The organism is Alteromonas sp. AWQ4_252 (genome assembly GCF_056158205.1).
Genome location: NZ_JBSWSV010000001.1, coordinates 2,753,442 through 2,779,242 on the forward strand (window position 1 = coordinate 2,753,442; position 25,801 = coordinate 2,779,242).

The following is a 25,801-nucleotide window of genomic DNA, read 5'->3' on the forward strand; positions in this document are numbered from 1 at the left end:
ATTATGGCATTGACCAAAGCCGAAATGGCTGAACACTTATTCGAAAAACTCGGTATAAATAAAAAAGATGCTAAGGATTTAGTAGAGAGCTTCTTTGAGGAAATTAAGGAAGCATTGGAATCCGGCGAACAAGTGAAACTGTCAGGTTTTGGTAATTTTGACCTGCGTGATAAGAATGAGCGACCGGGACGAAATCCTAAAACCGGTGAAGACATTCCTATTAAGGCCCGGCGAGTGGTTACATTCAGACCTGGTCAGAAACTTAAAAGCCGCGTAGAAAACTCAAAGCCGCCTACTGAATAGGTTGCGCTTTAACTTTCTGTTTTTAGCGTTTGGTTTGCTATAACATAACTAAGCACTTAGCGTTGCAAATACGCTAAGTGCTTTATTTGTCCCGCCACCTGTACTTTCTTTACCAGGTTGTTCCATTCTCGTCGTTTTACATTTGTAGTTCGAATTGTGACTGCATGTCACTAATCACCACAATATGATACGTGTGGAGTTATCATGAAAAAAATTGCTCTAATCATTGCACCTGTCTTGCTTATCGTTGCGGGTTATCTTGTTTATCTCTCCAGTGAATCTGCGGTTCCGGAAGAAGTGCCGGTTATCACCGTGATGGATATTTTACACGCCAGTGATTTGGCAGAAGGCGTAAAAATTGCAGTAGAGCAAGGTGACGATGCTGCTGTGTCAAATTGGCTAGCGAAAGCCAGAGAGGTTGCTGAAGCAGCGCAACTATCTGAAAGTGACATGGCTTATTTGGCGTCACCGAAGGCCCGTGAATACATCACTTTTAATGCGAAACGCAAGTTGTTCAACGAGGCGTTTGAAGACCGCTATCTGGCCCTTGAAGATATGGGGAATTTGAAAGAAACTTATCCGGAAGCGGTAGATTTATTCCCTAAAGCAGAAGCCTTACTGATTAAACGGGATGCTATTATTTCGCAAATCGCACTGACGTTGTCTAACGGTCAACCTCCAAAGGAAAGTGATATTGCGGCGGCGAAGTCACTCTGGAAACAGCGCTACCAGACAGAGCAGGAACCCCAGGGCTCTTAATATCAGGGGGTCGCAATATGTGCAAATGTAGCACGTGTTAATGCACCTAAATCCTTAGGGGATAATTTAACTTCAAGTCCTCGACGACCTGCACTTACAAACATTGCCGTTAGGGTTAATGCACTGCTATCGATAAACGTTGGCAATTGTTTTTTTTGTCCCAAGGGGCTTACTCCACCTAAAATGTAGCCGGAGCTACGTTGCACGTCTTCAGCGCTAGCCATCGCTGCTTTTTTTGCGCCAGCTGCCTTTGCCACTGCTTTCAAGTTCAGTGTGTTTGTTACCGGTACCAATGCCACCATCAGTGCACCATTGTCGACCTCAACAACCAAGGTCTTGAATACGTGAGCAGGCTCCAGAGCAAGCTTTTCGCAGGCTTCTAAACCATAGGATGGCGCATCCGGAGAATGAGTATATTGCAATACCTCGTGATTTAATTTCTTTTTCTTAAGTAAGTTAATTGCAGGAGTCATGGTGTATGGTCGCCTTTTTGTGGCTGTAGAGTCAGGGTGTGTTCAATGCGTCCCGGTAAAAGCGGTGTTGATTTCCCCTTTACATAGTCATCAAAGCCCCGCCGGTAGAATGGAGACAGAAAATGGCCCGATTGCCCGCCGGGTAAGGTTAAAATGGCGTCGTTCAAATGGCCTGGTTGAACAAACAACCGTTGAGAGGCCCCAAATTCCCGCCGTTGAACTGCGGGCATGTAGGAATCACCGAAGCCTTCTGATGACGGCATATTCAGTAAATTTGCCAACATGGGGACTTGTTTGGCTAAAGGGTGTTGCACAGTAAGTGCGTTTACACTCCCCCAGCGAAGGGATGCGATGTCTCGGGTATTAGTTTGCTTGAATAAGCGCTGCTCAGTTTGTTCATATGCTGTAGTGAGAAAGTCATTCCAATTGTTGAATTGTCGAGGCAGCCAGTCTGTGGGTTGTTGCCGGAGCAGAGCCCAAGCCGCAGTTTCTGTTTTGCGAAGCAGGGTGTTAGGCTGATACCCGTTTTTTTCAAGTGGCGCGAGCACCGGCGATAACAGATCCCATATCACCTTGTCTCGAAAGTAGGTGACCAATGTATAGCCCACGGAGTCTGCACAGGCACATTGTTGCCAGTTTTTCAGTGCTTCTATTTGTGCCTTGAATTTTGTCGGCTGACGCTTCAGGGTATTCAGTAACAACCTGTGCCAGGGCGTCATAAAGCGGGCTTCATTGTCTAACTGAATATCGTAGAAATCCTGCACATCAAAAATATCTTTTTCGTACAATCGCGTTTTAATCTGAAAGCCTCTGGCACCAAGAGCATAGCCGCCATCACCGTATTTTTGGTACGATTGGGTACTCATTACTCTGGCGTTTGCTGTCCAAATTCTGCCATCGGCTGGATTTTTTACCATCGGCAAGGCGTTATCCGCACTATGAATATAGTGAGAGGTTATAGCTGGCCCGAGAGCTGTAAAACTGGGTGTCTCTCGCTTGAACACTGCACCACCTGGCGTCCATGCGATGTTGCCCTGTTCATCAGCAAGCACTACATTTTGTACTGGTAGCCGTATATTCTTTATAACAGAAAGGGCGTCATCAACGTTGCTTACACTGTCGAGTGTCGTGATAGCAAGATTAAACGCGTAGGGCTCATAAGCGACCCATTGAAGGGCGTATCGTTTCCCATCCAAAGAATAAACCGGGCCATATTCAGACATTGTAATTTCGTATGGAACTGTTCCCCCGTCAGCCACGACGATGGGAGACGGCTCTTGCCAGGTATTTTCACTCGGACTAAGCTCAATCCAGTCAACGTTATCGAGATTTGCATTGGTGAAACCCCAAGCCACGTGATTATTGGTGCCCACTACAATGCCCGGTAACCCGGGTAACGAGACACCAGTCATTGCTACACTTTCATTGTTTGTTATGTAGTTTAGTTGTGCCCGGTACCATATGGTGGGAACGTTCAATCCGAGATGCATATCATTCGCTAACATGGCGGCACCGGTTTTCGTTCTGCTACCGGATACCACCCAGTTATTGCTACCTATATCTGCCGGAGGGAGCAAGGGCGCTTCAAGTTTATTGATTATTGGCTGTGAAACGGTGAAGGAAGGTCGTGGCGGAATTTTTAAATTTCCAACAGGAAAAGTAGAGCCGTCCAGAGCGGCCTGATAGGGACTTGGTGCAGATAAGAAATCTAACATGTCCTGTCCGAAGTACTGCTTTACGCCGGTTCTGGCTAAATCTAATGCAATTTGCCCCTGTTGAAGATCGATGTACATGGCGAAGGCAACCAGGATGCTATCCTCAGGTTTCCATGGCGCTGGTGTGAACTGTGTAACCAGATATTCGGGCGGGGGAGCCCAGTTGTCACTGATGGCTTGATTTACGCCTTTTGCGTATTGGCGTAATAGTGTTTTATCACCTTCACTCATCGCAGTATAAATCTTTGCAGCTCGCTGCCGAAATTGGTGAAAACGGGCGTACTTGTCTAATTGAATTGCGCCAGTACCAAACCAAGCAGCCAGTTCGCCGGCTGCCGAACGGCGGAGAAGATCCATTTGGAAGAATCTGTCCTGGCCATGTGCGAGACCTAAAGCGAATATTGCATCTTCAAGCGTACCTGCGTGAATGACACTATACCCAATTTTATCTCTGGACAAGGTTGCCGGTTGTGTAACAGACGAAGTCCGTAAGGTGGAATCCAGTTTTGGCAAACTTGCATTCAGGGTTAACCACGCGATTAGTGCAACAAGTGTCACAATAATCACCAGGCTAACAAGGGTAATTTTAAGCGCTTTGAACATCACTGTATTCCTTAGCTTGGTGCATTGCTCGAAACTTTTTTTGCAGACCGGTTGCAAGTTATGATATCAATGTCAAAGAGTTACAATAATACAGTCTTGCCTCTCTGTCACACCGGCTGTCATAAGATCTCAAAAAATAAAATTTTCAGCGCTATTTTAATCGGTATTTCTGTATGCAAATTAAACCCTACGCAATAGGCTTTGCAGTAGCAATGTGTCTGTTGGTTTTTACGTTAATGTCATTTAACGAGTTTAGCCATGTAATGAGTATTACCGCGGGTCTAACCGTTCTCATTGCTTGTCTTTGGATGACTGAAGCCTTGCCCATACCCGTTACCTCGATGATCCCGTTTTGTGCTTTTCCCATGGCGGGTGTCATGTCTTACCAAGAAGCCGCCTCAGCTCTGGGCAATCATGTAATCTTATTGCTCATGGGAGGCTTTATGCTTTCCAGGTCGCTGGAAAAATCTGGTGTACATCATCGCCTTGCAGTCTATATGCTGACGCTTACTGGCGCGGGCAATGCTAAGCGACTGGTTCTGGGTTTTATGCTCACATCAGCCATTCTAAGTATGTGGATCTCCAATACTGCAACCACGCTTATGTTATTGCCAATTGCGTTAGCCATCATTAGTAGCGTACAAAATCCTCGTTTGGCTACCGCTTTATTGCTCGGTATTGCATATGCAGCGAGTGTGGGGGGAATTGGTACGCCTATCGGTACACCGCCGAACATCATCTTTATGAGTGTCTATCAACAGACAACAGGCACTGAACTGAGTTTTCTCGACTGGATGCAAACAGGGATCCCAGTGGTGGCTCTGGGTATTCCTATCATGGCATTTTGGCTTACCCGTCATTTAGGCACCATTTCTTCAGCTAAGCTGCCTGTGGCTGAGCAGTGGCAACCTGCCGAAAAGCGTGTACTGTCTGCCTTTCTCGTTGTCGCACTGGCTTGGATATTTCGTCCTTTCTGGACGGCATGGCTGGGCATGACAAACGTAAGCGACAGCACGATAGCCGTTGCCGGGGTTGTGATGATGTGCCTGATACCCGATGGCAATAAAAATAAACCAGGTCAAATTCTAGACTGGCAGACAGCATCACAAATTCCCTGGGGATTGCTGCTGGTTTATGCCGGAGGGATATGTCTTGCCAAAGCATTTACCGCTTCGGGACTTAGCGTGGTGCTAGGAGATGCATTAACCGGAGTATCCGTGCTCCCTTTAATATTTATCATTCTTACCCTGTGTTTGGCAGTGAGCTTTGTCACTGAAATAACGTCTAACACAGCCACAGCGACACTGCTTATGCCTATTCTCGCCAGCGCTGCAATTGCGCTGGACGTCGACCCCATTTTACTCATGATGCCGGCCGCAATGAGCGCTAGCTGCGCATTCATGATGCCAGTGGCGACACCCACCAATACCATTGTCTATGGGAGCGGCCACATTGCGATGAAAGATATGGTGCGGGAAGGCACCATCCTGAATGTCTTAGTGAGTTTAGTTGTTGCAGCCATGGTAATCATCACCCGGCTATAGATTACTTCGTTGCCGCAGGGCGCTGGTGGCGTCTTATTTCCACCACCATGCCAAATAGAGGGTGATCAAAGTAATGAATTTGCTTGCTGATCACCCGTCTTTTTTGCGTAAACGGTACACTTTTTAATACTGTTTCATTGACACTTCCAGCATCGGCTTCTGCGTGTGTTGACGGACTGCGATACTGCATATCACTGTCGATATGCAAATACGGAACGCGGTTAATGTATTTCAAGTATACCTTCAGGTATCCATCGAGCTGCCAGATTGCGAGATTATCGCCTTCCTTAGCCTGAGCAACGGATTTTTTTACTTCCGTAACTTCCAAGTTGGATTCTGTTATGTCCTGCAGCGACAGTGGGGTTGTTTCCTCAAGTGCAGCGTTTAACTCAGCAAAAAAATCGTTCTGTTGCAAAGTGAGTTCGGGGTCTTCTTCCATGGCGTCAGCGGAAGGGGAGACCGGCTGTGAGGTGCTATTTTCAACGGGAAGAGGTATACCATTTATATCAAATAACGCTGCGTAATTATCGCCGGCGCTAATGCGCATCGTATATGCACTTTCTTCTCCAAACTTAACTGGTTGACGCCACGCGATGTGAAGAAGACGGTTTAAGCCCCTGGTTTGCCTGATTTGACGGGAGAGATCAGTGAGTTCTAAGGCGTCATATGGCAATAAATGCGCACTTGAGCTGCGCGGCCAGTCTCTGCCATCGAGAAACTCAGGTATGTGCTTTGGCGCGGGCAAGCTGTTGTTCGGCTTAGCGATTTGCCATTGTTGAGTCATGTGATCTATCTGCATCCAGGGCGTGTCTGGCTCGCAAAACGAAAAGGAAGGGACAGACACAGGACTGAAGTCGTTGATACCAGAAAATGCGACCCAGTATGATGCGATGTCTTCTGCTAAAACGGGTGGGACGATGGGAATATCGTCAACCTCAGTACTATCTGTATCAATCTCTGTCAGCTCTTGGGGTTCTGGTGGTTCACCTGCTGCCAATGAAGACTGCAGCTCTTCATTTATACTATTACCCTCGACTGAACCCAGTATAGGGTTGCCTTGCTGGGTGTCGGACACGTCCGCTTCAGCGCCTGCTATCCCGTTCATTTGCGATAGTTGCCACTGTTGATATTGCTTGGTTATGTCCTCTAAAGATGGTTTGTTCATCCACAGTGGGTTTTGTGGTTTTCCGCATACCGCCAGCCCTTGCTTTAGAAAGCTGATATTCGGGCGAAGGTACTGATCGATGAGATTGAGATCGGCCACCGCTGGCGTTAATTTTGACGGTGCTTTAAATTGCTCCGCAAGGTCATCTATCCCCATATTACGATCGAATACAATGACTTCCACGTCAAACCACCAGTCTTCAGCTGCATGGGCTGAAGAGGTCGACAATACCACTAATAGTGGGGCAACAAATCTGCATAACTTCGCGATCATCGAACCTCCTTGGCAAAATCGTTTAACACGGTTTCGACCATATCCAGCCTTTCTTTAGCGCTGTCTGTTTTCTTTACCAGCCTGAGTTTCTGGCTGCCTTCAAATTTGAATGTATCTGAGCGTGTTTGAACCAACTGAATAATAAATCCAGGGTCAACGGGGGTATTTTCCTTAAACTCAATGGTACCACCGACACTGGTGACATCAATTTTGTTAATACCCAAAGATTTCGCCACCAGTTTCAATTCAGCAACTTTTATTAGTTGTTTGGCTGGAACGGGTAACAAACCGAACCGGTCGATACACTCTACCTGAAATTCATCTATGGCTTCCTTGCTTTGACAACTCGCCAGTTGCTTGTACAAGGATAATCGCTGATTCACGTCGGCGATGTAGTCATCAGGTAATAGTGCAGGGATGCGCAATTCAATTTCAGTATGATTGGCTGACGCTTCATCAAGGCTGGGCTCTTTACCGTCTTTTAATGCGGTTACCGCTTGATCCAGCATATCCATATACAAACTGAACCCAATGGAAGCGATTTGCCCTGACTGGTCATCACCTAATAGTTCACCGGCGCCGCGGATCTCTAAATCGTGGGTGGCGAGTGCAAAGCCTGCACCGAGATCTTCCAGTTGAGAAATGGCGTCAAGACGCTTCGCGGCGTCTTTGGTCATTCGCTTGGGGTGTGGGGTCAATAAATAGGCATAAGCCTGATGGTGCGAGCGACCAACACGCCCGCGAAGCTGATGTAGTTGTGCCAGACCCAGGTGATCGGCTCTATCCATAATGATGGTATTGGCTGTGGGAACATCGATGCCCGTTTCGATAATGGTTGTACACACCAGCACATTGTAGCGCTGGTGGTAGAAGTCACTCATTACCGTTTCCAACTCGCGCTCTCGCATCTGTCCGTGGCCAATAGCAATGCGGGCTTCTGGAACAATTTCAGCCACTTCACTGGCGGTTTTTTCAATACTATCGACTTCGTTGTGAAGAAAATACACCTGTCCACCGCGGAGTATTTCGCGCATAACCGCTTCGCGGATAACACTATGGTTTCTTTGCTGTACAAAGGTCTTAATAGACAGACGTCGCGCAGGCGGGGTGGCGATAATGGAAAGGTCGCGCATACCAGAGAGAGCCATATTCAGCGTTCGCGGAATAGGGGTTGCTGTGAGTGTCAGGATATCTACATCGGCCCGTAGCGATTTAAACTTCTCTTTTTGTCGCACCCCGAAACGGTGCTCTTCATCAATAATCACCAGGCCTAAATCTTTAAATCGAATATCGTTGCTCAATAGTTTGTGGGTACCTACAACAATATCCACCGTGCCCTCGGCAATGCCATCTACCGTCGCTTTTTGTGCTTTGCCGCTAACAAATCGGCTCATCACCTGAATGTTAAAAGGCCAACTGGCAAAGCGGTCTTTGAAGTTTTCATAATGTTGTTGAGCCAACAGTGTCGTGGGTACCAGAATAGCAACCTGCTTGCCGTGGTTAGCAGCAAGAAATGCGGCACGCATGGCAACTTCTGTTTTGCCAAAGCCCACATCACCGCAGACCAATCTGTCCATAGCCTGTGGGGAGCCCATGTCCTGAATGACGGCGTTAATTGCCTGAACCTGGTCTGGTGTTTCCTCAAAGGGAAAACTGTCGGCGAAACTCTGATATTCTTCCCATTGTATATCGTAAGCGTAGCCGGGTTTTGCCGCCCGTTTTGCATAGACATTGAGTAGCTCAGCTGCTACATCACGGACTTTTTCTGCGGCTTTTTGTTTCGCTTTAGTCCAGGCATCTGAACCCAGAGAGTGTAAGGGAGCGTGATCAACATCGCCCCCAGTGTAGCGGGAAATAAGGTGCAAAGAGGCAACGGGCACATAGAGTTTTGATTGTTTTGCGTATTCAATGCACAGGTACTCAGTGGTAACGCCCCCTGCATCGAGGGTTTGCAATCCGATGTAACGACCGACACCATGGTCGAAATGAACCACTGGCTGGCCAAGTGTCAGTTCCGCCAGGTTGCGAATGATTGCACTTTCATCAGTGGCTTGCCGCTTGTCACGCAGGCGTCGTTGACTGACTTTATTGCCGAGAAGTTCAGTTTCGGTGATAAAGAGAATATCACCTTCTTTGCGTTGCCATGTGAAACTGTTTTCAACTAAACCAATGGTAATAGCGACCGCCATGTTGCCTTCAACAAACTCACTGAAGGAATTGACCAACTGTGGTTTAACCGAGGCTTTAGCCAGCAATTCTTTAAGATTTTCGCGACGACCCTGGGTTTCAGCGCAAAACAACACCCGGCTGCCGCTATTGCGGGCGGCTTTCATCTTTTCTAACAGTGCTGCAGCCGGCTGCTTCTTCTGCTGATTAAAGGCGATATCTTTAAGGCTAGGGCAGCCCAAGTTTGTGCGCCCGGGTTTATCTTCAAGGTAGTCAGTGTTGAGCGAAGCCCGGGGCCAGGTTTTTATATGTTCAAAGAGTTTGTTAACGGGCAGGAAAAGATCTTCCGGTGCCAATAATGGCCGACTTTTGTCGTAACGACGCTGTTCGTATCTTTCACTCACGTCTGCCCAAAAAAAGTCACTGGCATCATTGATATCACCGTGAAGCAACAGGAGTGAGCGAGGATGAAGGTAATCAAAAAGCGTTGCCGTTTGTTCAAAAAACAAGGGTAAGTAGTATTCAATACCACCTGGCATCGTTCCTTTAGATACCTGATTGAGTACAGATTCCTGAACATTGCTGGCATCAAAACGTTCAAGGTACTGGGTGCGAAACAGACTGATAGCCGGTTTGTCGGTGGGGAATTCCCTCGCGGGCAACAGGCGTATTTCATTTACCGCATCGGTAGAGCGCTGACTTTCCGGTTCAAAATAGCGAATGGAGTCAATTTCGTCGTCAAATAGGTCCAGGCGAAACGGCCTGTCACTTCCCATCGGGTATAGATCAATGATAGAGCCCCGAATGGAAAATTCGCTGTGACTCATTACCTGATTCACGTGTAAATAGCCGGCTTGCTCCAGGTTGCGTCTGAATTGATCTCTATCCAGTGTTTCACCCTTGTGAAGCATCAGCAGATACTTATTTAAGTAATCTACCGGCGCTAAACGTTGCATCAAGGTATTTATCGGCACTATAAAAATACCGCGCCGATCGTTTGTCATTCGATACAGGGTTTCCATCCGCTGGGAGACAATATCCTGATGCGGGGAAAACATATCGTAGGGGAGGGTTTCCCAGTCCGGGAACAGGGTAGCAACGGACCTGTCGTTATCCAGAAAGTAGCTGATCTCGCGCTGTAATCTCATCGCCGATGGGGTGTCAGCGGTGATTAACACAACCGGGCCATCGTGTTGTCGGTAAGCCTGGCTCACCGCCAGTGCCTGACTACTTCCTGCTAACTGGCCCCACTGTTTATGGTCGTTGGGACCGTTGGTTTTCCTCTCTTTAGGGAAAGGTAAAGATAAAATTGTTGCTGTCATGTCACCCTGAGTATATTGGCGTGATTAAGATTCTGTCCCGGTTGGTTATACCTAACGCTTTTCCTGGGAACGCTGTCTTAGCTGTTGGGTTTGTAAGTGTAGACTGGCGCGAACCAGTAACTCCTGATCCTGTTCCCGAATGCTGCGAAAAATAAAAGCTATATGGTAGCTATCTTCGTGCTGGTGGCAAGTAATAACTTCACCGAAACAAAATACCGCCGCCGCTTCTTCAGTGAGGAACATTTTAAGCTCTGCAATACAGCCAGGTTCCATGGGTGTTGTCGATTCTACTACCACACCGCCTCCGCCAAATTTAATTGAAGAAAAACGAAGTTTTTCATCGTCTTGTTGCTGCAGAATGTAAGACATCATAAGATCTATTTTGCGAGCCTGGTGATTTAGATAATCAGTTAAGGCGGCTGCCTGATCGCCAAGGTTACGCAATGGGCGAAGCGCTTGCGCTTCTATGGCTGCCATCTCACCGGCTATACGGAACGCATATGGCATCACATTTTCCAGGTCATTGGGCGAGGGGACTGGGGCATCGTGGCCAATGAGATTTACATTTACCGGAATATCATGGGCAATCATGAAAAATTCGTCGAATTGTGCTTGTTTTTCTGCCAGCGTCAGCGTGTCCATTAATTACCTGCTACATCAATCTTGTACGTCACTAAGCTTACACGTACTATAGCCACTTTACTAATACGGCAAACTGCAATCACCGGATTTACCGTAGCGCGTATTTTCTTGCAGGCGTATATTCTTCGCCTTAAAACTATTTGTGAGTCTTCATGTTTCAACCTGTCCCTGCTTTTTTAGCTCTCCGTTACGCCACGGCAGACAAGCAAAATAGTTTCGTCTCTTTTATCAACCTGTTTTCAGTAGCGGGCATCGCACTTGGCTTAATGTCTCTTATCATTGTTTTGTCTGTAATGAATGGTTTTGAAGGGCAGCTTAAACAGCGAATTTTGGGAATTGTTCCGCAAATTGTTGTGCATACTGCCCCCGATACTTTTGATGAAACCCAATTTCCCGGCGTCCGTAGTAAAATGGCTTTTGCGGAAACGGAAGGTGTACTGCAAGCCCGCACCGGTTTGCGAGGTATGCGTATTCAGGGCGTTGTGCCTGCATCCATGGAACACAGCATCGTTGCCGATAATTTGGTTACAGGTGATCTGGCGTCTCTCGCGCCCGGAAGCTTTAACGTAATTATTGGCCGCGCCTTAGCCATACAATTGGACATTCGTGTTGGTGACAGGCTGCGCCTTATGGTTGCAGGGGCGAGCATATACACTCCCCTTGGTCGAATTCCCAGTCAGCGCTTAGTCACCGTGTCTGGCTTTTATGCCGTAGGGTCGCAAATGGACGATAAGGTCATTTTTATGGCTTTGGACGACCTGAAACGACTGATGCGACAAGCACCCGGATCACCTTCAGACACCCGGTTATTTCTTTCAGACGCATTTAACTACCAACAAGTAATATCACAGCTTGATGCAGAAGGTTTTTCCAGTGATAACTGGCGCGAACGGCAAGGGCCGTTGTTCGATGCAGTTAAGATGGAAAAAAACATGATGTTTATGATGTTGCTGTTGGTGATTGCGGTGGCAGCATTTAACATTGTCTCGGCCCTTGTTATGGTGGTAACTGAAAAACAAGGGGATATTGCAATTTTGCAAACTCAGGGAATGGCGCCGGGTTATGTCATGCTTGTTTTTGTATTGAACGGTATTTTCAACGGTATCAAAGGTGCCCTGGCAGGGTTAATCTTAGGAGTAGGGATAACACTTCAGTTAAACAATATCCTGGATCTGTTGCAGATTAACCTTGCATTATCCGTTGATGGCCATGGGATCCCCATTGATCTTCGTTGGCATCAGGTTGTGACAGTTACCGCGTTTTCACTGGTGCTATGTCTTGTGGCGAGTATCTATCCCGCTTACCGGGCAATGAGAGTTCAACCCGCTTCTGCACTGCAAAACGACTAGCTAAATAATAAGTGCTGGCAGCCAGGAATATATTGATAATCTGTTTGACCAGTTGGTGAATTAAACGTGCATTAACGGGCAAATTTCTCTATACTCGCGCCTTTAAATCAGGTGGTCGGAAAGACGATATGAATAAAAACTTTATTACCTCTCAATCTTTACTTGAAGACTCATTTCGGCTGGCGGCCATGGTCTATGAAGATGGCTTCAGACCTGATTTTATTATTGGGATTTGGCGAGGTGGAGCGCCTATTGGCATCGCGGTACAAGAGTTTTTCGAATTTAAAAATACCTCTACTGATCACATCGCCGTAAGAACGTCTTCTTACTACGGAATTAATAAGCAGTCGAAAGAAATACGGGTGCATGGTTTACATTATCTTGTAGAGAATGCCAATGCCGAAGACAAATTATTGATTGTGGATGATGTGTTTGATTCGGGGCGCAGTGTTGATGCGCTTATTAAACAAGTGAAAAAACTCATGCGTTTAAATATGCCTAAGGACATTCGCATTGCGTGCCCATGGTATAAACCGCAAAACAACAAAACAGACATCAAACCAGACTACTTCGTGAATAAGAGTGATGAGTGGTTAGTATTTCCTCATGAAATTGCCGGTTTGAGCGAAGAGGAAATTCGTGAAGGTAAAACCGAACTCGCTGGCGTAATGGATGTTTTATTCGATAAAAAGCCGGAGTTGTAAACCGGCTTTTACAGCGCTAACTCTTCGCGATATCCATTTACACTTCGCGGTTTATTACTACTTTCCTGCAATATAAAACTTGTCGTGAAAGGTAACTACCCAGTGTGGTTTGTATACCACCAGTAGCGTCATTGTCATTCCGTTAAGCAGGCCTTCAGGGAATAATAATAATGGAATGAGTATGAGATAGTTATCCCGCACAGTTGTCCAATCGTAAATGCCCTCAGTAAAATAAACTGCACCCAGTAACCCCATCTTCATGGCGATAACCAATGCGCCAGGCAAGAAGGCGCAAACAAATATGTATACGAAAACATTGCGAGGGATGCGGTGAAAAGCAATCATATAAATCAGGTAGGTGACCGATATAGGCATGACTACGCCTACTAAGCCATTTGTGCCAATCATTTCCCAGCTGTCGGCGCCAGTAGCTGTAATACCGAGCAGCGCGATACTCGCTGACAGGCATGCCCATCGAAACCCCAGAGTGAGTACCAGGGCCGAGAGCCATAAAAAGTGCACGGAAAGACCTGTGTAAATGCCAGCTCTAAATATCCACAAGAAAAATACTATGGCGGTAAAGCCAAAAATAACGTGCTGCCGACTTTTATCACCGATCAGTGCTGTCCATGATACGGAGATTGTGATCTTGAACAGAACAATTGCATAGATGAGCAAACTCCATGTTTGAATTGTGGTCACGGCAGCCTCTTGTTACATATCGTATGTTGCCCAAATTGGAGCATGGTCTGATGGCTTCTCAATACCGCGAAGTTCATAGTCAATGCCAGTTTCCAACAAGTTTTTGTGCACACTATCAGTGGCCAGTATATGGTCAATACGCAAGCCCCGATTATCATTAAAGCCTTTGGAGCGATAATCGAACCAGCTAAATTTATCATCTGTATCAGGGTTTAGTGCCCGAAAACTATCGGTAAGTCCCCACTTGTAAAGCGTTGTAATCCATTCTCTTTCTTCAGGCAGGAATGAACATTTTCCGGTCCTAAGCCAGCGTTTTTTATTGTCTTCTCCAATGCCGATGTCATTGTCTTGCGGAGAAATATTGAGATCACCCATGATTACCACATTGTCATCTGGATTGTGGTGTTCAGCCAAATAACCCATTAAATCAGCATAAAACTTCCGTTTCGCAGGATACTTTGTTTCGTGCTTTTCGTTTTCTCCCTGGGGAAAATAGCCGTTGAGGATCCGCACTGGCTTATCATGCTTATCGGTAAGCGTAACCATAATCATTCGTCGTTGTGCATCTTCGTCGTCGGTGGGGAAACCCAGCTGTACATCAACTGGCGCCTGCTTGGTAAGCATGGCTACACCATAGTGACTTTTTTGACCGTGATAGAAAACGTGATAACCCAACTCCTTTACCGCTTCCAGTGGGAACTGTTCGTTGTGCACTTTTATTTCCTGTAAGCCGATGACATCAGGTTGGTGCTTTTCTATTAGTGCAGCAAGCTGGTGCAAGCGAGCTCTGATCCCGTTGATGTTAAACGATACAATTTTCATTCAATAATTCCTCTACTGTAAACTGTGTGTACGCTAATCGCATACTGATAAACCATTAAAACTTTTTCACTCACTGGGCCAATTGGCTTTCGCCGTATCCATCAACCCAAAAAACAACTGATTCGCGAACTGACTTACCTGGTGAATATCAACCTCGTGGCCCTGTGCATACTCAACAGCCTGCTCGCGAAACTCTGTCCAACCTGTGCCTACTGATGTCATGGCAGCGTAATAATTAATGGGTAATTGGAGGTTTTCCTTAGTCATCCAGCGAGAAATGATACGTGCGCCCATCGAAGAGCCTATCCATACGTAGGCACAAGCGAGTTGTGATTCGGGGGTTACCGGCATTTTGGGGCCTACAAAGGTAAATGTTGGTAGCGGCGCCGATGCCAAGGCGTTGATATCGGCCTTTAATGCAGGTATCACAGCGCTGACTTTGTTTAGCTCGGCTAACGAGTTGGGCAGGGCGCGCACAAACGGAGTCGCATAGTTGTGGAAGGCCAGTAAAGTGTGCAAGCTCGCCAGATAACTTTCTGCTGTAAAAGTCTTTTTGTTCATTTGCTGGGAAAATGGGTAAGTATTTTCAAGTGCATGGTGAGCTTCAGCTGTATCTTCTTTTAGGTAAGAAAATAGTTTATTTATATTCATCAATGAGTTGTTCTGATATTCTGGCGGTAAGTAAATTTCAGTGTACATCATACCGCAATCAGAGGTGCCATTCATGACAAACCGCGATGAAGTCGCCCCTGACGTTGAGGTCGATTTAACAACCTGCGACCGCGAACCAATACACTTGTTAGGCAGTGTGCAGTCTTTCGGGTTTTTATTGGCACTGCAATCTGATTGGCTTATTGCGTATTGCTCCGAGAATACCTCGTATTATTTGGATTGTGAGTGGCAGGAGGTATTGGGTGAGCCTCTGAAAAAGTGGTTCGATCGCGGAACCATTCACGACATTAGGTCAGCGCTGCAATCAGCCATGATTACCCGTAGAAATGAGCGCCTCTTCAACCGGAAAATTGTGGCAACCGGTAAGCGAGTGGACATTTCAGTTCACCACAACGGCGATTATATTGTTGTGGAGTGTGAAGAAATCTTCAGCCCTACAAAAGACCCTGAACAATTTGTCAGGTCGTTGCTGACGCAATTTTATCGCGCTAAAGATAGCAGTCACCTCATTGAGATGGTGGCACAACAAATTCAACTCATCAGCGGCTATGATCGCGTTATGGTCTACCAGTTTTTACCGGATGGCGCTGGTGAAGTCATCGCTGAAAGCAAACGCTTTGAATTAGAATCTTTTCTTGGCCTTCGTTATCCTGCATCGGATATCCCAAAACAAGCAAGGGCGTTGTATATAAAAAACTTGCTCAGAGTTATTGGCAACGTCGAAGATACAGTGGTACCAATTCAACCTGCAAACCAGAATAAAACCCAACCGTTAGATTTGTCATTTTCCACATTAAGAGCCGTTTCACCAATCCACATTGAATACCTTAAAAACATGGGAGTAAATGCTTCCATGTCTGTTTCGATTGTGGTTAATGGAAAGCTGTGGGGTTTATTCGCCTGTCATCACTACAGTGAGAAAATTCCTTCCTATTTTATGCGCACTGAACTTGAAATGTTTGCCGAAGTTTTTGCGTTGGAATTGTCTTCCCGCTTGGCACGAGAACAAGATATAGAACGGACACAGGCGCGAAATGTTCACAACCAGTTGCTAGCGACTATGCCGTCTTCTGGCTCGCTGCGAGATATGATAGCCAGTCAATTCCCGGTACTGCGAAACCTTATTCCGTGTGATGGAATGAGCGTGGTTTTTGATGGCCAGGCTAAAAATGATGGTTCTTGCTTAAATACAGAGATGCTAAAAATAGTTTGTCGTAAACTCAATGTCCTGGCGGCAAGTGAGGTTGCGCCAATAGAAAGTCTGGCCGCAGTAATTGATTGCTACCAGACAGATGACAATGGTATAGCCGGCGTACTGGCCATCCCATTGTCTAAAAGTCCGCGGGATTACTTGTTATTTTACAGGAAACCACAAACCAAAACGGTAAATTGGGCGGGCAACCCAGAGAAACCAGTATCTCTTGGTCCAAATGGCGCGCGATTAATGCCCAGAGGCAGTTTTGAATTGTGGAAGCAGACCCATAACGACAGTTGCCACGAATGGACTGAACAATCACTGCAGGATGCCGAGTCATTGCGGGTTACCTTGTTGGAAGTCATTATCAGACATGCTCACGAGCGCGATGAGCTGATGCTGCAAGCGAGCAGGAAACAAGAAATTCTTATCTCTGAGCTCAATCACCGGGTACGCAATATTTTAAATCTGGTTAATGCCATCGTAGCGCAAACAGAGCAGAAAGACAGAAGCTTAAGTGAATTTATTGCCGTACTTACAGGAAGACTGGTGGCACTTGCCTCAGCACATGATCAGTTGACGGCGTCTGAATGGTCGGAAGTGTCCTTTCTAAAAATGCTGCAAACGGAAATTCAGGCTTACATTAACGTTAACAGCGAGATCGAGCTCGACGGTGATGACGTGTTAATTTCACCCTACGCCGCTACGCCGCTGGTTTTGGTTATGCACGAAATGTTCACTAACGCAGCCAAATATGGCGCGCTTTCTGATTCTAAAAATAAAGGTACGGTGTACGTGAACTGGTACAACAATGAGAAAAGCGAGCTCGTCATCAAATGGGAAGAGCGGGGTGGGCCGCCCGTATCGCCGCCAGAGCGAGAGAGTTTTGGGCTGACAATGATTAGAAGTGTTGTTCCTCATGAACTTGACGGACAGGCGGATATTGACTTTGCTCCTACAGGGTTAAAAGCGACTTTTACAGTACCTTCTCGTTTTTTACATTTCGATAAAGAAAATACGGACAAAAGTGCTCGTGTCCCCCAAACTACCGCGCCTGTGATGCCGTCAACAGGATTAATTCAGGAGGCGATTATCGTAGAAGACAGCCTGGTCATCGCGTTAGATATGCAGAAAAAGCTGAAGAGAATGCATGTTGAAAGTGTTAGTATTGCAGGTAGTTTAGAAACGGCGCGTCAAAGCTTTGAAAGGCGAACCCCGGAGTTAGCCCTTTTCGATGTGCACCTCGGCAGAGAAACAACCTTTGAATTAATTGAAGAAGTGAGACGTAAAGGTGTTCCCGTTATCATTATCAGTGGTTACGGCGAGGATTTGATACTTCCTGACACACTCCGTGATATACCCGTATTGACCAAGCCCGTTTCCGACTCTGCGCTAACAGACGCGCTTGTTGAATTATTGAATTAAGCAGACTGACTGAGTTTGTGGAGAAATATGAGTTTACTTACCGATAAACGCGTACTAATTGTCGAAGATACGACCATTGCCGCAACCTATCTGGCGAGAGAGTTGGCCGATATGGGGGCCAATGTCGTTGGCCTTGCGCGTTCGGAAGGACAGGCTGTAGAAATGGTGGATGGGTTGCAGCCAGAACTTATATTAATGGATATTCACTTAGGTGAGGGCGGCAATGGTATAAATGCGGCTAAAAAAATTAGAAGCCAGCACCACATACCACTGATTTACACCACGTCATTTTCCGATGACGGTGTGTTGTCTGCTGCCCTTGATACGTCTCCTTACGGCTATATTGTCAAACCTTTTGATCATAAAACGATTAAGGTAAGTTGCGAGACGGCACTAAAGCGTTTTGAGCTAGAGTCGGCGTTGAAAGGAGCGGAGGCGCGTTTCAGGTTAGCTGCTGAAGCGGCAGACGCGGGTATTTTTGAGCTCGATGAGAGCGGGAGCCGATTCACTTACACAGGTGCAGCAAGCTTGAAACACCGTTTGGGCGGGGGAACGGAAACCACTGTAGCCCAATTTTTGTCTCTTTTTAATGAGGAAGATAAAGACGCTGTGTTAGCAGACATGCAATCACAGTCCTGCCTGAGAAAAACAATCAGGGTGCCAAAAGATGAACAGGGGAATGAATGTTGGCTAGACGTGTTGTTTTCAGAAGTGTCTATTGCCGATGAACACGTTACTATTGGCGCGGTTGTAGATGTTACCGAGAAACAGGTAACCAGCAGGAAGTTACGACTCTCTTCTATTATCCTTGATCAGCTGGCCGAGGGCGTCGCGATACTTAATGCTTCCTATCACGTCACTCAGGGAAACCGCTCCCTGTACAGATTACTGGGGTTTGAAAACGAACAACCACCCCTGACATTGAATGACCTCGGTATTCCAGATTCGGTATTGTCGTCTTGTGAGCAAATACCTTCTTCGGTATTACGGCATAAACTATCGCTACGTCGAAAAAACAATACTGTTTTTCCAGCGTTTGTTACAGTGTCCAGGCTTGATGAGCCCCATTCCGATGATTTGTATGTCATCACCATTTCTGACTTATCCGAGTTACAAAAAGCTGAACGCAAGTTGGAAAATCTTGCTTTCAGTGATGCCCTAACCGGTGCTGGTAATCAACAATACCTCAACTTATTGCTCGATGAAGCTGTGTTTTCTCAAGCGTTAAGAGGGGTTATAAACATACATGTAGATAATTTAAGCCGGGTAAGTGAAGAGTATGGTCATGAACTGGCTGATGAACTGCTCATGGGGTGTGCAACACGTATTGAACAATCCATTCCGGAGTCAGATATCCTTATCCGCCCCAGCGGCAGCAAATTCATTGTGTTGAATCAAGGTGATGGCGATGTGGCACTTTTGTCCACAGAATTACTCAAAGCACTTTCTTTACCTTACACTTTAAACGGCAATGATATTGATTTAACAGCCAGTATCGGTTTTGCCATTGCCAATGACAGACAGTCTGCTGAAAACCTTTTAAGATGCGCAGAAACAGCGCTTCATGAGGCCCGTCGAAAAGGTAAAAATGTGGCATTAGCTTTCTCCGAGGAACAACCCGCTCCAGCCAGGTACAACTTAGCGCTAAAAAGTGACATAAAAACAGCTATTGCAAATGATGAAATTGGTACATCGTTTCGCCCTATTTTTGATAGGGAAGAAAACCTAGTGGGTTTGGATGCGCAGTTTTCCTGCTATGGGGAGCCTATTCGCAATATACCAGTGTTGCAACGGGCTGAAGGCAGGGAGGGCCTGCAAAACCCGCTATGGATAACCATGCTGCGGGAATTGTGTATTGCCAGCAGATTACTCACTACAAGCGGTTTGCAAGATGTGAAACTCTTTGTTGATAGTGAATTGCTAAACATCTACTCACCAGCCATTGCCGAGCAATTGGCAACTTTTGTGAGAGATTTTCATGTGTCAGCTTATCAGTTTGTGTTGGGTATCAAACCACAGCAACAAACTGAGCACAGAAGTAAGTTAACTGTTCGTGCGTTGCGAAAACACGGATTCAATTTTTACCTTTCTGACTTTGTTAGTGATAGTGGTTCGTTGAACTTCCTTCTAGAAGACAGTGCGTTTGCTGTAAAAATAGATGGTGACGCGCTGGTAGAAAATGGGGAAGACAATTACCGCAAAGCCGTTCCTGCTATCGCTAATTTTGCCCTGGCGCTGGATAAAAAGGTATTGCTTGATGGTATCAATTCACCGGAATTTCAACAGCTCGCCAGTACCTGGAATATTGACTATTTCCAAGGGCATTACTACGGCTCGGCTAAATCTCTATCTGAAATACTAAATAGCAGCAGATGGTATGATAAAAAAATCAGCTAGTCAGTGATGTCGTTTTCCTGATCACATAGTCATGTGCTTTTTCGTCAATTAGGTCAATGTCTGGGACCGAAAATGCTTCAGGGCAGGTCATGGACTCAAGAAATGCGTGTAAAGCACCAGTATTATCGCTGGTGAATGCGAAAGTGCATGCTTTGTGATCGACGTCTACGTACACGAGTTGGTTTTGGTTGTTGGTGAAATTTTGCAATAGGGTAGTCATTAAACCTATGCCTTTGCTACATGCTTCAACGAAATGACCAATGTTTTCGAAGTTTGCTATAGATCCCCGCCATGGAAAAAGAACAACGGTAACGGGTAACTGACAGTTCAGTAGTGAGCCTGGTGCTAACCATTGCGACATCCTGTAGTAATTAAAACTCAAATGTTCTGATGAGCAATACCCTGGTATGTAGCGGGTGACATCCGGGGTTGCTATTTGTTTTTGCAGCACATCAGTACCTTTGAACTCAGAGTTAAACTGCGGCGCTTTGTCAACGTACATCGTAATTGGAAATTGGTCGTATTTATCTTCTTCCCCTTGTCCGGTAGTGTGCTCCACAAATAAATTCTGCTGTATGCCGTGCTTGGCGCTGAAAACGTAAATATAATCCTGAATAGTTGCCTCACTGCTTTGTGCCACAGGTGTTACTATGGACAAGGCGACATTGTGAATTGCGCTGAGACTATCCATATACTCCTCTAACAGACCAATGAGTTCGATTCTGGCGGGCGTTTCTTTTAACACTGATGCTCTAAAATCGCCAGGGCCGCCAAGATAATCACGATCTATGAAGGCTTTTAAAGAAAAGGTTTGCGAAGGCCCCTGACTCTCGGCTACCACGCCGGAAATTTGCACAGCATGGATGCTAAGGCCGTAGTAGGAAACGTAATCGTAGAGACATTCAACGAAGCGGTAGCTAAAGCTGCGCTTATACTCGTTTTCCATTTGCTCAGTAACTTCGTTCACTTTCATTCTGTCATGTGGCAAACAAGATTGAATGTGCCGCTTTAGTTGCGCCGTGTACGTTCTTGCGCTTAACACATAATTGTTCACACAGGCATTTACACGATGACTGGCCTGCAGCAAATCATCTGCACTTGCAGCAGACATATACTTTTCCATAAACACCAAAAGCGCCTCAGTGATAAGTCTGAGATTAGCTTCGACCAGGTAAAACTTATGATTGATAGCGTATGAAGCAGATATGCGCTTGCGAGCCCTTTTAAGCTCTTTAAATTGCTCTTCTTCAAGAGGAAGATTCTTATTATGAAGAGGAGATACGATGTGGTATTCAGAAACCATTGTGATTGGCACCAAGTTCTTTAAGAATCAAAGGGTAGCACGGACTTTAATTACGTGAAACGGGTTTTCCACATTCATCAATCAATGTGTTTTCATCGTTTCGTTGATATACTGGGCCTACTACGATTGAAAGAGAATACCATGTTTCCCCAGACCCTTACTGTTAAGCTGTCAGAGGTTGTTATCAAGCAGGCAACGAGCCTGAATGCCGAAGAAAGACAGGCGTTATTTCTTCAATATGTCATTAAAGCCAATGAGATTTGGCTTGCCCAAGGCAGTGATGGATTTGTGATGATTGAACAAGGCGATCAACTCTGTTTACCTGTCTGGCCCCATGCTGATCTTGTCGATACATGGCAGGAAATACCGGAAAATAGCCACGCCCAGGTCATACCCGTGCAAACCTTTATTGAAGTTTGGTTACCAGGCCTAGCGAAAAATAATACGGATATAGCCATATTCCCTTTGACTGGGGACGATGCAGGCATTCAAATTTCTGCCCTTGAATTACTAGAGAGTTTGCGGGAAGAAAGCCTGTGAGCGACAAGGCTGGACCGCTAGCCGGCGCAGTAATGAATGCAAGGGGGTGGGATGAAAAACTGCGGGCCATCATGCTGGCGGGAAAGCGGTTGAGAGCATTGTCGCCTGATTTCCAAACTGAGCGTTATTTGGTGCCGGGTTGCCAGAGTAAAGTATGGCTGAGACAAGACCCCGAAACCAGATTATATTATGGGTGGTCAGATGCCAAAGTGATGAGAGGGGTGCTGGCACTACTTATTGAATATGTTGAATGGCCGGATGCAGAAAAAACAGCGTTTTCCCTGCGTCAATACCTGTCAGCCCTCAACCTGGAACGAGTACTCACTGACTCCAGAGCGAACGGACTCAACCAAGTGGTTAACCGTTTGTGCACCGGTATCCAGAGTTAATAGTCTCAGGGATCAGGTCGATTTTTAGCTTCAATCCATTGCGTCATATATTGAGTGGCACGCAATGAGTGATGCCACAATAACCCCTGCATAAAAAGGTCAGCTCGCCACAGTTCGATATCTTTTAATGCACTGTTGAGCGCAAGGTGAAAATTAGCTGCATTTTTCTCACTGTCAAACTGTCTTTCAAGAATTGGCGAGCTCTTCGATTGGGCTGCAATCCAGTGCTGCTCATTAGTATAGAGAGTTATGGCCGCATCAACGAAGTCGCTATCTGACCCAACAACACTGCCTGGCCACTGGGCATTATCTGCAATACCTTCCGCCCCAATGTCTGTCGTGACGGAAGGCGTTTGGCATTGCATGGCAAGGACTAATTTGCCTTTAACACCGGCGCCAAACCGCAAAGGTGCAAGCATCACTCTGTGCTCGGCAACGGTTGTCGCTGCATTGTCTGACCAACCCTGGACTCGAAACCCTGTTTTTATATTATCCATTGCCATGGCTTTTTTAGGTGGGTAAGCACCGTAAATATTCAGGTTTGCCTGGGGTAACTTCCTTCTAATCGATGGCCAGAGCCTCTGCAGCTCAAGGACGGCATCCCAATTCGGGGCATGGCGAAAGTTACCAATAAATACAAAATCTTGCCTTCTGGAAAACTCCTTAAGAGACTCTGGGCCACTACCCAAAAATAGCGGTAAAAAACACAACTGTTTTGACGGCACCCTGTATACGTCTTGAAGTAGAGTTAACTCTGCAGATGAGATGACAAGAGTAAGGTCGCTGCGCAGAATTGCCGCTACTTCCCGGTGTGTTTTTTCGCTGTTATCCGGAGTGTCAATATTGGCTTGTTGACCTTTTTTTACGCTCTCCATCCGTTGGGTTCTTAAACTGTGAAGATCTTCGGTATTTAATATTCTAAAGGCTTCCGGACACTGTAGCCGAACGCGGGCACTGAATTGCTCTTCGGTCATAAAACGGTCGAATATGACAACCTCAGGACGCAGATGGCCAATTCTGTTGTCGAAGGTTTCACAATTCAGGGCGGTTGTTTCGAAACTAAAAAATGGGTGCTCAATTTTATCCACATAGGGAGAATCGTTACTGGCACTCATAAAGATGACACGCCATTGCCTGGTGAGAAAACTATTGATTATTCCCATCATATTTTGCCCGGCAGCAGATGAGTTAGATTCTGGCCACACATAACCAATAATTACCGCCGTGGGTGTTGTATCAGACATTGAAAGGTATTTCACAAAAACGGGTTAAACGAGGGTAAATGGTAACAAATTCGGCGTGAAAGCGCTGATGATAATATCGTGAGGCTTTGCGTACTCATTTTCATACGTTGGTACATTGATGATATGAGGAAGTATTGTTTTTTTTGATATTCTAAGATGGGAGCAGAAAACTCTTGATTAAAGAAACTTATACTTCAGGTGAAAAGGTGATTTAAGGCTGGCATGAGACATGTTAATAGCCTATATAAAGAGAGAGTAATTGAGAATAGTGGTGTTAGGATTTTACGGAAAGTCACAGTGAGTAAATCCGTAATAAAACCTCTTTGAAACAGCGTGAACACATTTTTTTTCGATGTAGTGGTGGAGCAAGTGTTAATGAATTTACAAGATATTGCAGATAAAGCCAGTGACATATTTGTTTTACCCGATGCAGTCATTCGATTGAAAGAGTGTATGGACGACAGTGCTGCTAGCATTGATGATATCGCCGAAATCATCGCGTTTGATCCCGGATTGACGTCCCAGATGCTTAAGGTCTCCAACAGTTCTTTATATCGTTTTCCCAATAAAATTGAGACTATCAGTAAAGCGTTGCAGGTTATAGGCACACGCTCGGCTTATGATTTAGCGCTGGCCTACGGCATCACCCACGCATTTAGTGGGGTAGAATCAAAAATTATAGATCTCGATAAATTCTGGGAACAGAGTGTTAGTTGCGCATTGCTTGCAAAATACTTTGCTGAAAGCCGAAGACTTCGCGAGCCAGAGCGCCTGTTTGTATGTGGTTTACTTCATTCGGTTGGCGAGTTGGTCGTGGTGTCCTTGCTGCCCCAGGAAGCCAAGCGTTGCCTCGCTTTTAATGCCCGTGTTAGCCCTGCGGAATTGCAACAGGCAATTTTAGGTTTTACTTACGCGGAATTATCTGCTGCACTAATTAAGAAATGGAATATTCCTGACGCTATTGCCAGACCTGTATCACTTATACACGATACGGATAGCGGGGTTGAAGATGAAGACGTAAAAATCCTGCAATTGTCTTATGTGTTAGCGTTAGACAACGTCAACCCCGAAGTGTATCCCAGTTACAACAATTTACCGGCTGGCCTTCACGAAGGCTTGTCTTTGAACAAAGAAGATTTAGAAGACGCTTTAGACATTACAAATTTGCAATGCATCAGTGTTATGTCTTTGTTTAACCCCAATTCATTTATGCTCTATTAAACGCCGACACCATTTATGCACATTAGGCCGGCGTTTTACACTTCTCAATCAAAAACGGCCACCGTTTGACGGCTTATTGCCACGACGTCATTGTGACGATTCCAGATGGTCGCTTCAGTATGGCCGTATCCATCAGCTGCTTGTCGGGTATTAACCTGATAAGCGAACCAGTCTTCGCCGTTAACCGGATGGTGGGGGTGGATAAATTCTAAATTCCAACTTACAGTACTGGCAGGTGCGGGCCACCTGAGCATTTGTAATAACGTTGGAGGCCAGGCATCTATCATGGCTATCAGGTGAGCATCGGTCATTTCTGCTGGTGCTTTTTTGTAGCGCATAAAGCCGTGATAACAACTGGTTGATTTATTCGTAAACGGCAATCCACCTTCTGAAATGGATAAATCGTAGTGTTGGAAAAACTTCGGTGTGACTTTTGGGATCTGTGGGATGAACTTTGCTTTCACGGGCCACTGCATGCCATGAGTGTCTGTGTTATCCACTCTTACCTTGGATTTTCTTGCCATGCCAAAACACGCCTGACTGAACACACACACTTTATCATTTTGAACAATTTGTGCGGTGTATTGAGAAACACTTTTTCCTGTTCTCAGGCAAGTCACTAAAATAGTAAATGGTTGGTCTGCCAGTAATGGGCCAACAAAATTAGTGGTAAATGAGCGAAGTACTCGATCATCAGTAACATTTGTGACGACGGCCTGATAAGCCATGGCCGCAGAAATACCGCCGAATGCGGTTCGACCTTGGGTCCAGTTTTTGGGAATGACTAATGGATCACTTTGCCACGTCGTTTCACTGGTGGCAGACATTACCGGTAATGTGAGGAGTTCATCTACATGCATAATTGTTCTGGTC

The 25,801-nt window shown here is 45.9% G+C and carries 21 protein-coding genes; 10 read left to right on the top strand and 11 right to left on the bottom strand.

Annotation, left to right across the window (positions count from 1 at the left end; translation table 11 throughout):
• Window positions 1-3 precede the first annotated feature (3 nt).
• Together ihfA and ACXACM_RS12170 are read left to right on the top strand one after the other, a co-directional pair.
• Complete coding sequence (gene ihfA / locus ACXACM_RS12165) at window positions 4-303, top strand: integration host factor subunit alpha (protein WP_216026179.1); 300 nt, start codon at window positions 4-6, stop codon at window positions 301-303.
• A gap of 204 nt (window positions 304-507) precedes the next feature.
• The gene (locus tag ACXACM_RS12170; RefSeq protein ID WP_474822011.1) at window positions 508-1,062 is read left to right on the top strand and encodes a hypothetical protein; all 555 of its coding nucleotides are present in this window, start codon (window positions 508-510) and stop codon (window positions 1,060-1,062) included.
• Between the two features lie 2 nt (window positions 1,063-1,064).
• Here ACXACM_RS12170 and ybaK read toward each other — a convergent pair whose 3' ends face one another.
• Complete coding sequence (gene ybaK, locus ACXACM_RS12175) at window positions 1,065-1,535, bottom strand: Cys-tRNA(Pro) deacylase (protein ID WP_474822012.1); 471 nt, start codon at window positions 1,533-1,535, stop codon at window positions 1,065-1,067.
• Complete coding sequence (locus ACXACM_RS12180; protein ID WP_474822014.1) at window positions 1,532-3,853, bottom strand: penicillin acylase family protein; 2,322 nt, start codon at window positions 3,851-3,853, stop codon at window positions 1,532-1,534. The genes ybaK and ACXACM_RS12180 overlap by 4 nt, the downstream gene beginning before the upstream one ends.
• 173 nt (window positions 3,854-4,026) lie before the next feature.
• On the opposite strand from ACXACM_RS12180, the gene ACXACM_RS12185 reads away from it, so the two are divergent.
• Window positions 4,027-5,397, top strand: coding sequence for an SLC13 family permease (locus ACXACM_RS12185; protein ID WP_474822015.1), 1,371 nt, complete (start codon window positions 4,027-4,029; stop codon window positions 5,395-5,397).
• Window position 5,398: 1 nt separating this feature from the next.
• Here the strand turns inward: ACXACM_RS12185 and ACXACM_RS12190 are convergent, their stop codons facing one another.
• Genes ACXACM_RS12190 through ACXACM_RS12200 form a run of 3 tightly spaced genes read right to left on the bottom strand, consistent with a single transcriptional unit; the run spans window position 5,399 to window position 10,965 of the window.
• Entirely contained in the window at window positions 5,399-6,835 is a 1,437-nt protein-coding gene (locus ACXACM_RS12190; RefSeq protein WP_474822016.1) for a CsiV family protein, read from the bottom strand.
• Window positions 6,832-10,323, bottom strand: coding sequence for a transcription-repair coupling factor (gene mfd / locus ACXACM_RS12195; RefSeq protein ID WP_474822018.1), 3,492 nt, complete (start codon window positions 10,321-10,323; stop codon window positions 6,832-6,834). Before mfd ends, ACXACM_RS12190 begins: the two co-directional genes overlap by 4 nt.
• 51 nt (window positions 10,324-10,374) lie before the next feature.
• The gene (locus ACXACM_RS12200) at window positions 10,375-10,965 is read right to left on the bottom strand and encodes a PilZ domain-containing protein (RefSeq protein ID WP_474822020.1); all 591 of its coding nucleotides are present in this window, start codon (window positions 10,963-10,965) and stop codon (window positions 10,375-10,377) included.
• A gap of 152 nt (window positions 10,966-11,117) precedes the next feature.
• Here ACXACM_RS12200 and ACXACM_RS12205 point away from each other — a divergent pair, with 152 nt between their 5' ends.
• Window positions 11,118-12,314, top strand: a complete 1,197-nt coding sequence (locus ACXACM_RS12205; RefSeq protein ID WP_474822022.1) for a lipoprotein-releasing ABC transporter permease subunit — start codon at window positions 11,118-11,120, stop codon at window positions 12,312-12,314.
• A 128-nt stretch (window positions 12,315-12,442) separates the two neighbouring features.
• A complete protein-coding gene (locus ACXACM_RS12210; RefSeq protein ID WP_474822023.1) occupies window positions 12,443-13,018 on the top strand; it encodes a phosphoribosyltransferase in 576 nt (191 codons plus the stop codon).
• Window positions 13,019-13,075: 57 nt separating this feature from the next.
• Here the strand turns inward: ACXACM_RS12210 and ACXACM_RS12215 are convergent, their stop codons facing one another.
• The 3 genes from ACXACM_RS12215 to ACXACM_RS12225 form a co-directional block, all read right to left on the bottom strand.
• Window positions 13,076-13,720 carry an energy-coupling factor ABC transporter permease gene (locus tag ACXACM_RS12215; protein WP_474822024.1) on the bottom strand — a complete coding sequence of 215 codons (645 nt, stop codon included), beginning with the start codon at window positions 13,718-13,720 and terminating at the stop codon, window positions 13,076-13,078.
• A gap of 12 nt (window positions 13,721-13,732) precedes the next feature.
• Window positions 13,733-14,542, bottom strand: coding sequence for an exodeoxyribonuclease III (xthA, locus tag ACXACM_RS12220; protein WP_474822026.1), 810 nt, complete (start codon window positions 14,540-14,542; stop codon window positions 13,733-13,735).
• Window positions 14,543-14,608: 66 nt separating this feature from the next.
• Complete coding sequence (locus ACXACM_RS12225) at window positions 14,609-15,268, bottom strand: biliverdin-producing heme oxygenase (protein WP_474822027.1); 660 nt, start codon at window positions 15,266-15,268, stop codon at window positions 14,609-14,611.
• On the opposite strand from ACXACM_RS12225, the gene ACXACM_RS12230 reads away from it, so the two are divergent.
• Together ACXACM_RS12230 and ACXACM_RS12235 are read left to right on the top strand one after the other, a co-directional pair.
• The gene (locus ACXACM_RS12230) at window positions 15,267-17,834 is read left to right on the top strand and encodes an HWE histidine kinase domain-containing protein (RefSeq protein WP_474822028.1); all 2,568 of its coding nucleotides are present in this window, start codon (window positions 15,267-15,269) and stop codon (window positions 17,832-17,834) included. The two genes, ACXACM_RS12225 and ACXACM_RS12230, sit on opposite strands and share 2 nt — an antisense overlap.
• Before the next feature lie 27 nt (window positions 17,835-17,861).
• Complete coding sequence (locus ACXACM_RS12235) at window positions 17,862-20,231, top strand: diguanylate cyclase domain-containing protein (RefSeq protein ID WP_474822029.1); 2,370 nt, start codon at window positions 17,862-17,864, stop codon at window positions 20,229-20,231.
• Here ACXACM_RS12235 and ACXACM_RS12240 read toward each other — a convergent pair.
• The gene (locus tag ACXACM_RS12240) at window positions 20,224-21,546 is read right to left on the bottom strand and encodes a hypothetical protein (protein WP_474822030.1); all 1,323 of its coding nucleotides are present in this window, start codon (window positions 21,544-21,546) and stop codon (window positions 20,224-20,226) included. The genes ACXACM_RS12235 and ACXACM_RS12240 overlap by 8 nt on opposite strands.
• 129 nt (window positions 21,547-21,675) lie before the next feature.
• On the opposite strand from ACXACM_RS12240, the gene ACXACM_RS12245 reads away from it, so the two are divergent.
• Complete coding sequence (locus ACXACM_RS12245; RefSeq protein ID WP_474822031.1) at window positions 21,676-22,074, top strand: DUF2750 domain-containing protein; 399 nt, start codon at window positions 21,676-21,678, stop codon at window positions 22,072-22,074.
• Window positions 22,071-22,463, top strand: a complete 393-nt coding sequence (locus ACXACM_RS12250; protein WP_474822033.1) for a SufE family protein — start codon at window positions 22,071-22,073, stop codon at window positions 22,461-22,463. The genes ACXACM_RS12245 and ACXACM_RS12250 overlap by 4 nt, the downstream gene beginning before the upstream one ends.
• 5 nt (window positions 22,464-22,468) lie before the next feature.
• On the opposite strand, the gene ACXACM_RS12255 is transcribed toward ACXACM_RS12250, so the two are convergent.
• Window positions 22,469-23,707, bottom strand: coding sequence for a glycosyltransferase (locus ACXACM_RS12255; protein ID WP_474822034.1), 1,239 nt, complete (start codon window positions 23,705-23,707; stop codon window positions 22,469-22,471).
• A gap of 375 nt (window positions 23,708-24,082) precedes the next feature.
• On the opposite strand from ACXACM_RS12255, the gene ACXACM_RS12260 reads away from it, so the two are divergent.
• The gene (locus ACXACM_RS12260) at window positions 24,083-24,928 is read left to right on the top strand and encodes an HDOD domain-containing protein (protein WP_474824328.1); all 846 of its coding nucleotides are present in this window, start codon (window positions 24,083-24,085) and stop codon (window positions 24,926-24,928) included.
• A 44-nt stretch (window positions 24,929-24,972) separates the two neighbouring features.
• Here the strand turns inward: ACXACM_RS12260 and ACXACM_RS12265 are convergent, their stop codons facing one another.
• Window positions 24,973-25,788 (bottom strand): acyl-CoA thioesterase, encoded by an 816-nt coding sequence (locus tag ACXACM_RS12265; RefSeq protein ID WP_474822035.1) that lies wholly within the window; start codon window positions 25,786-25,788, stop codon window positions 24,973-24,975.
• Between the last annotated feature and the right edge of the window lie 13 nt (window positions 25,789-25,801).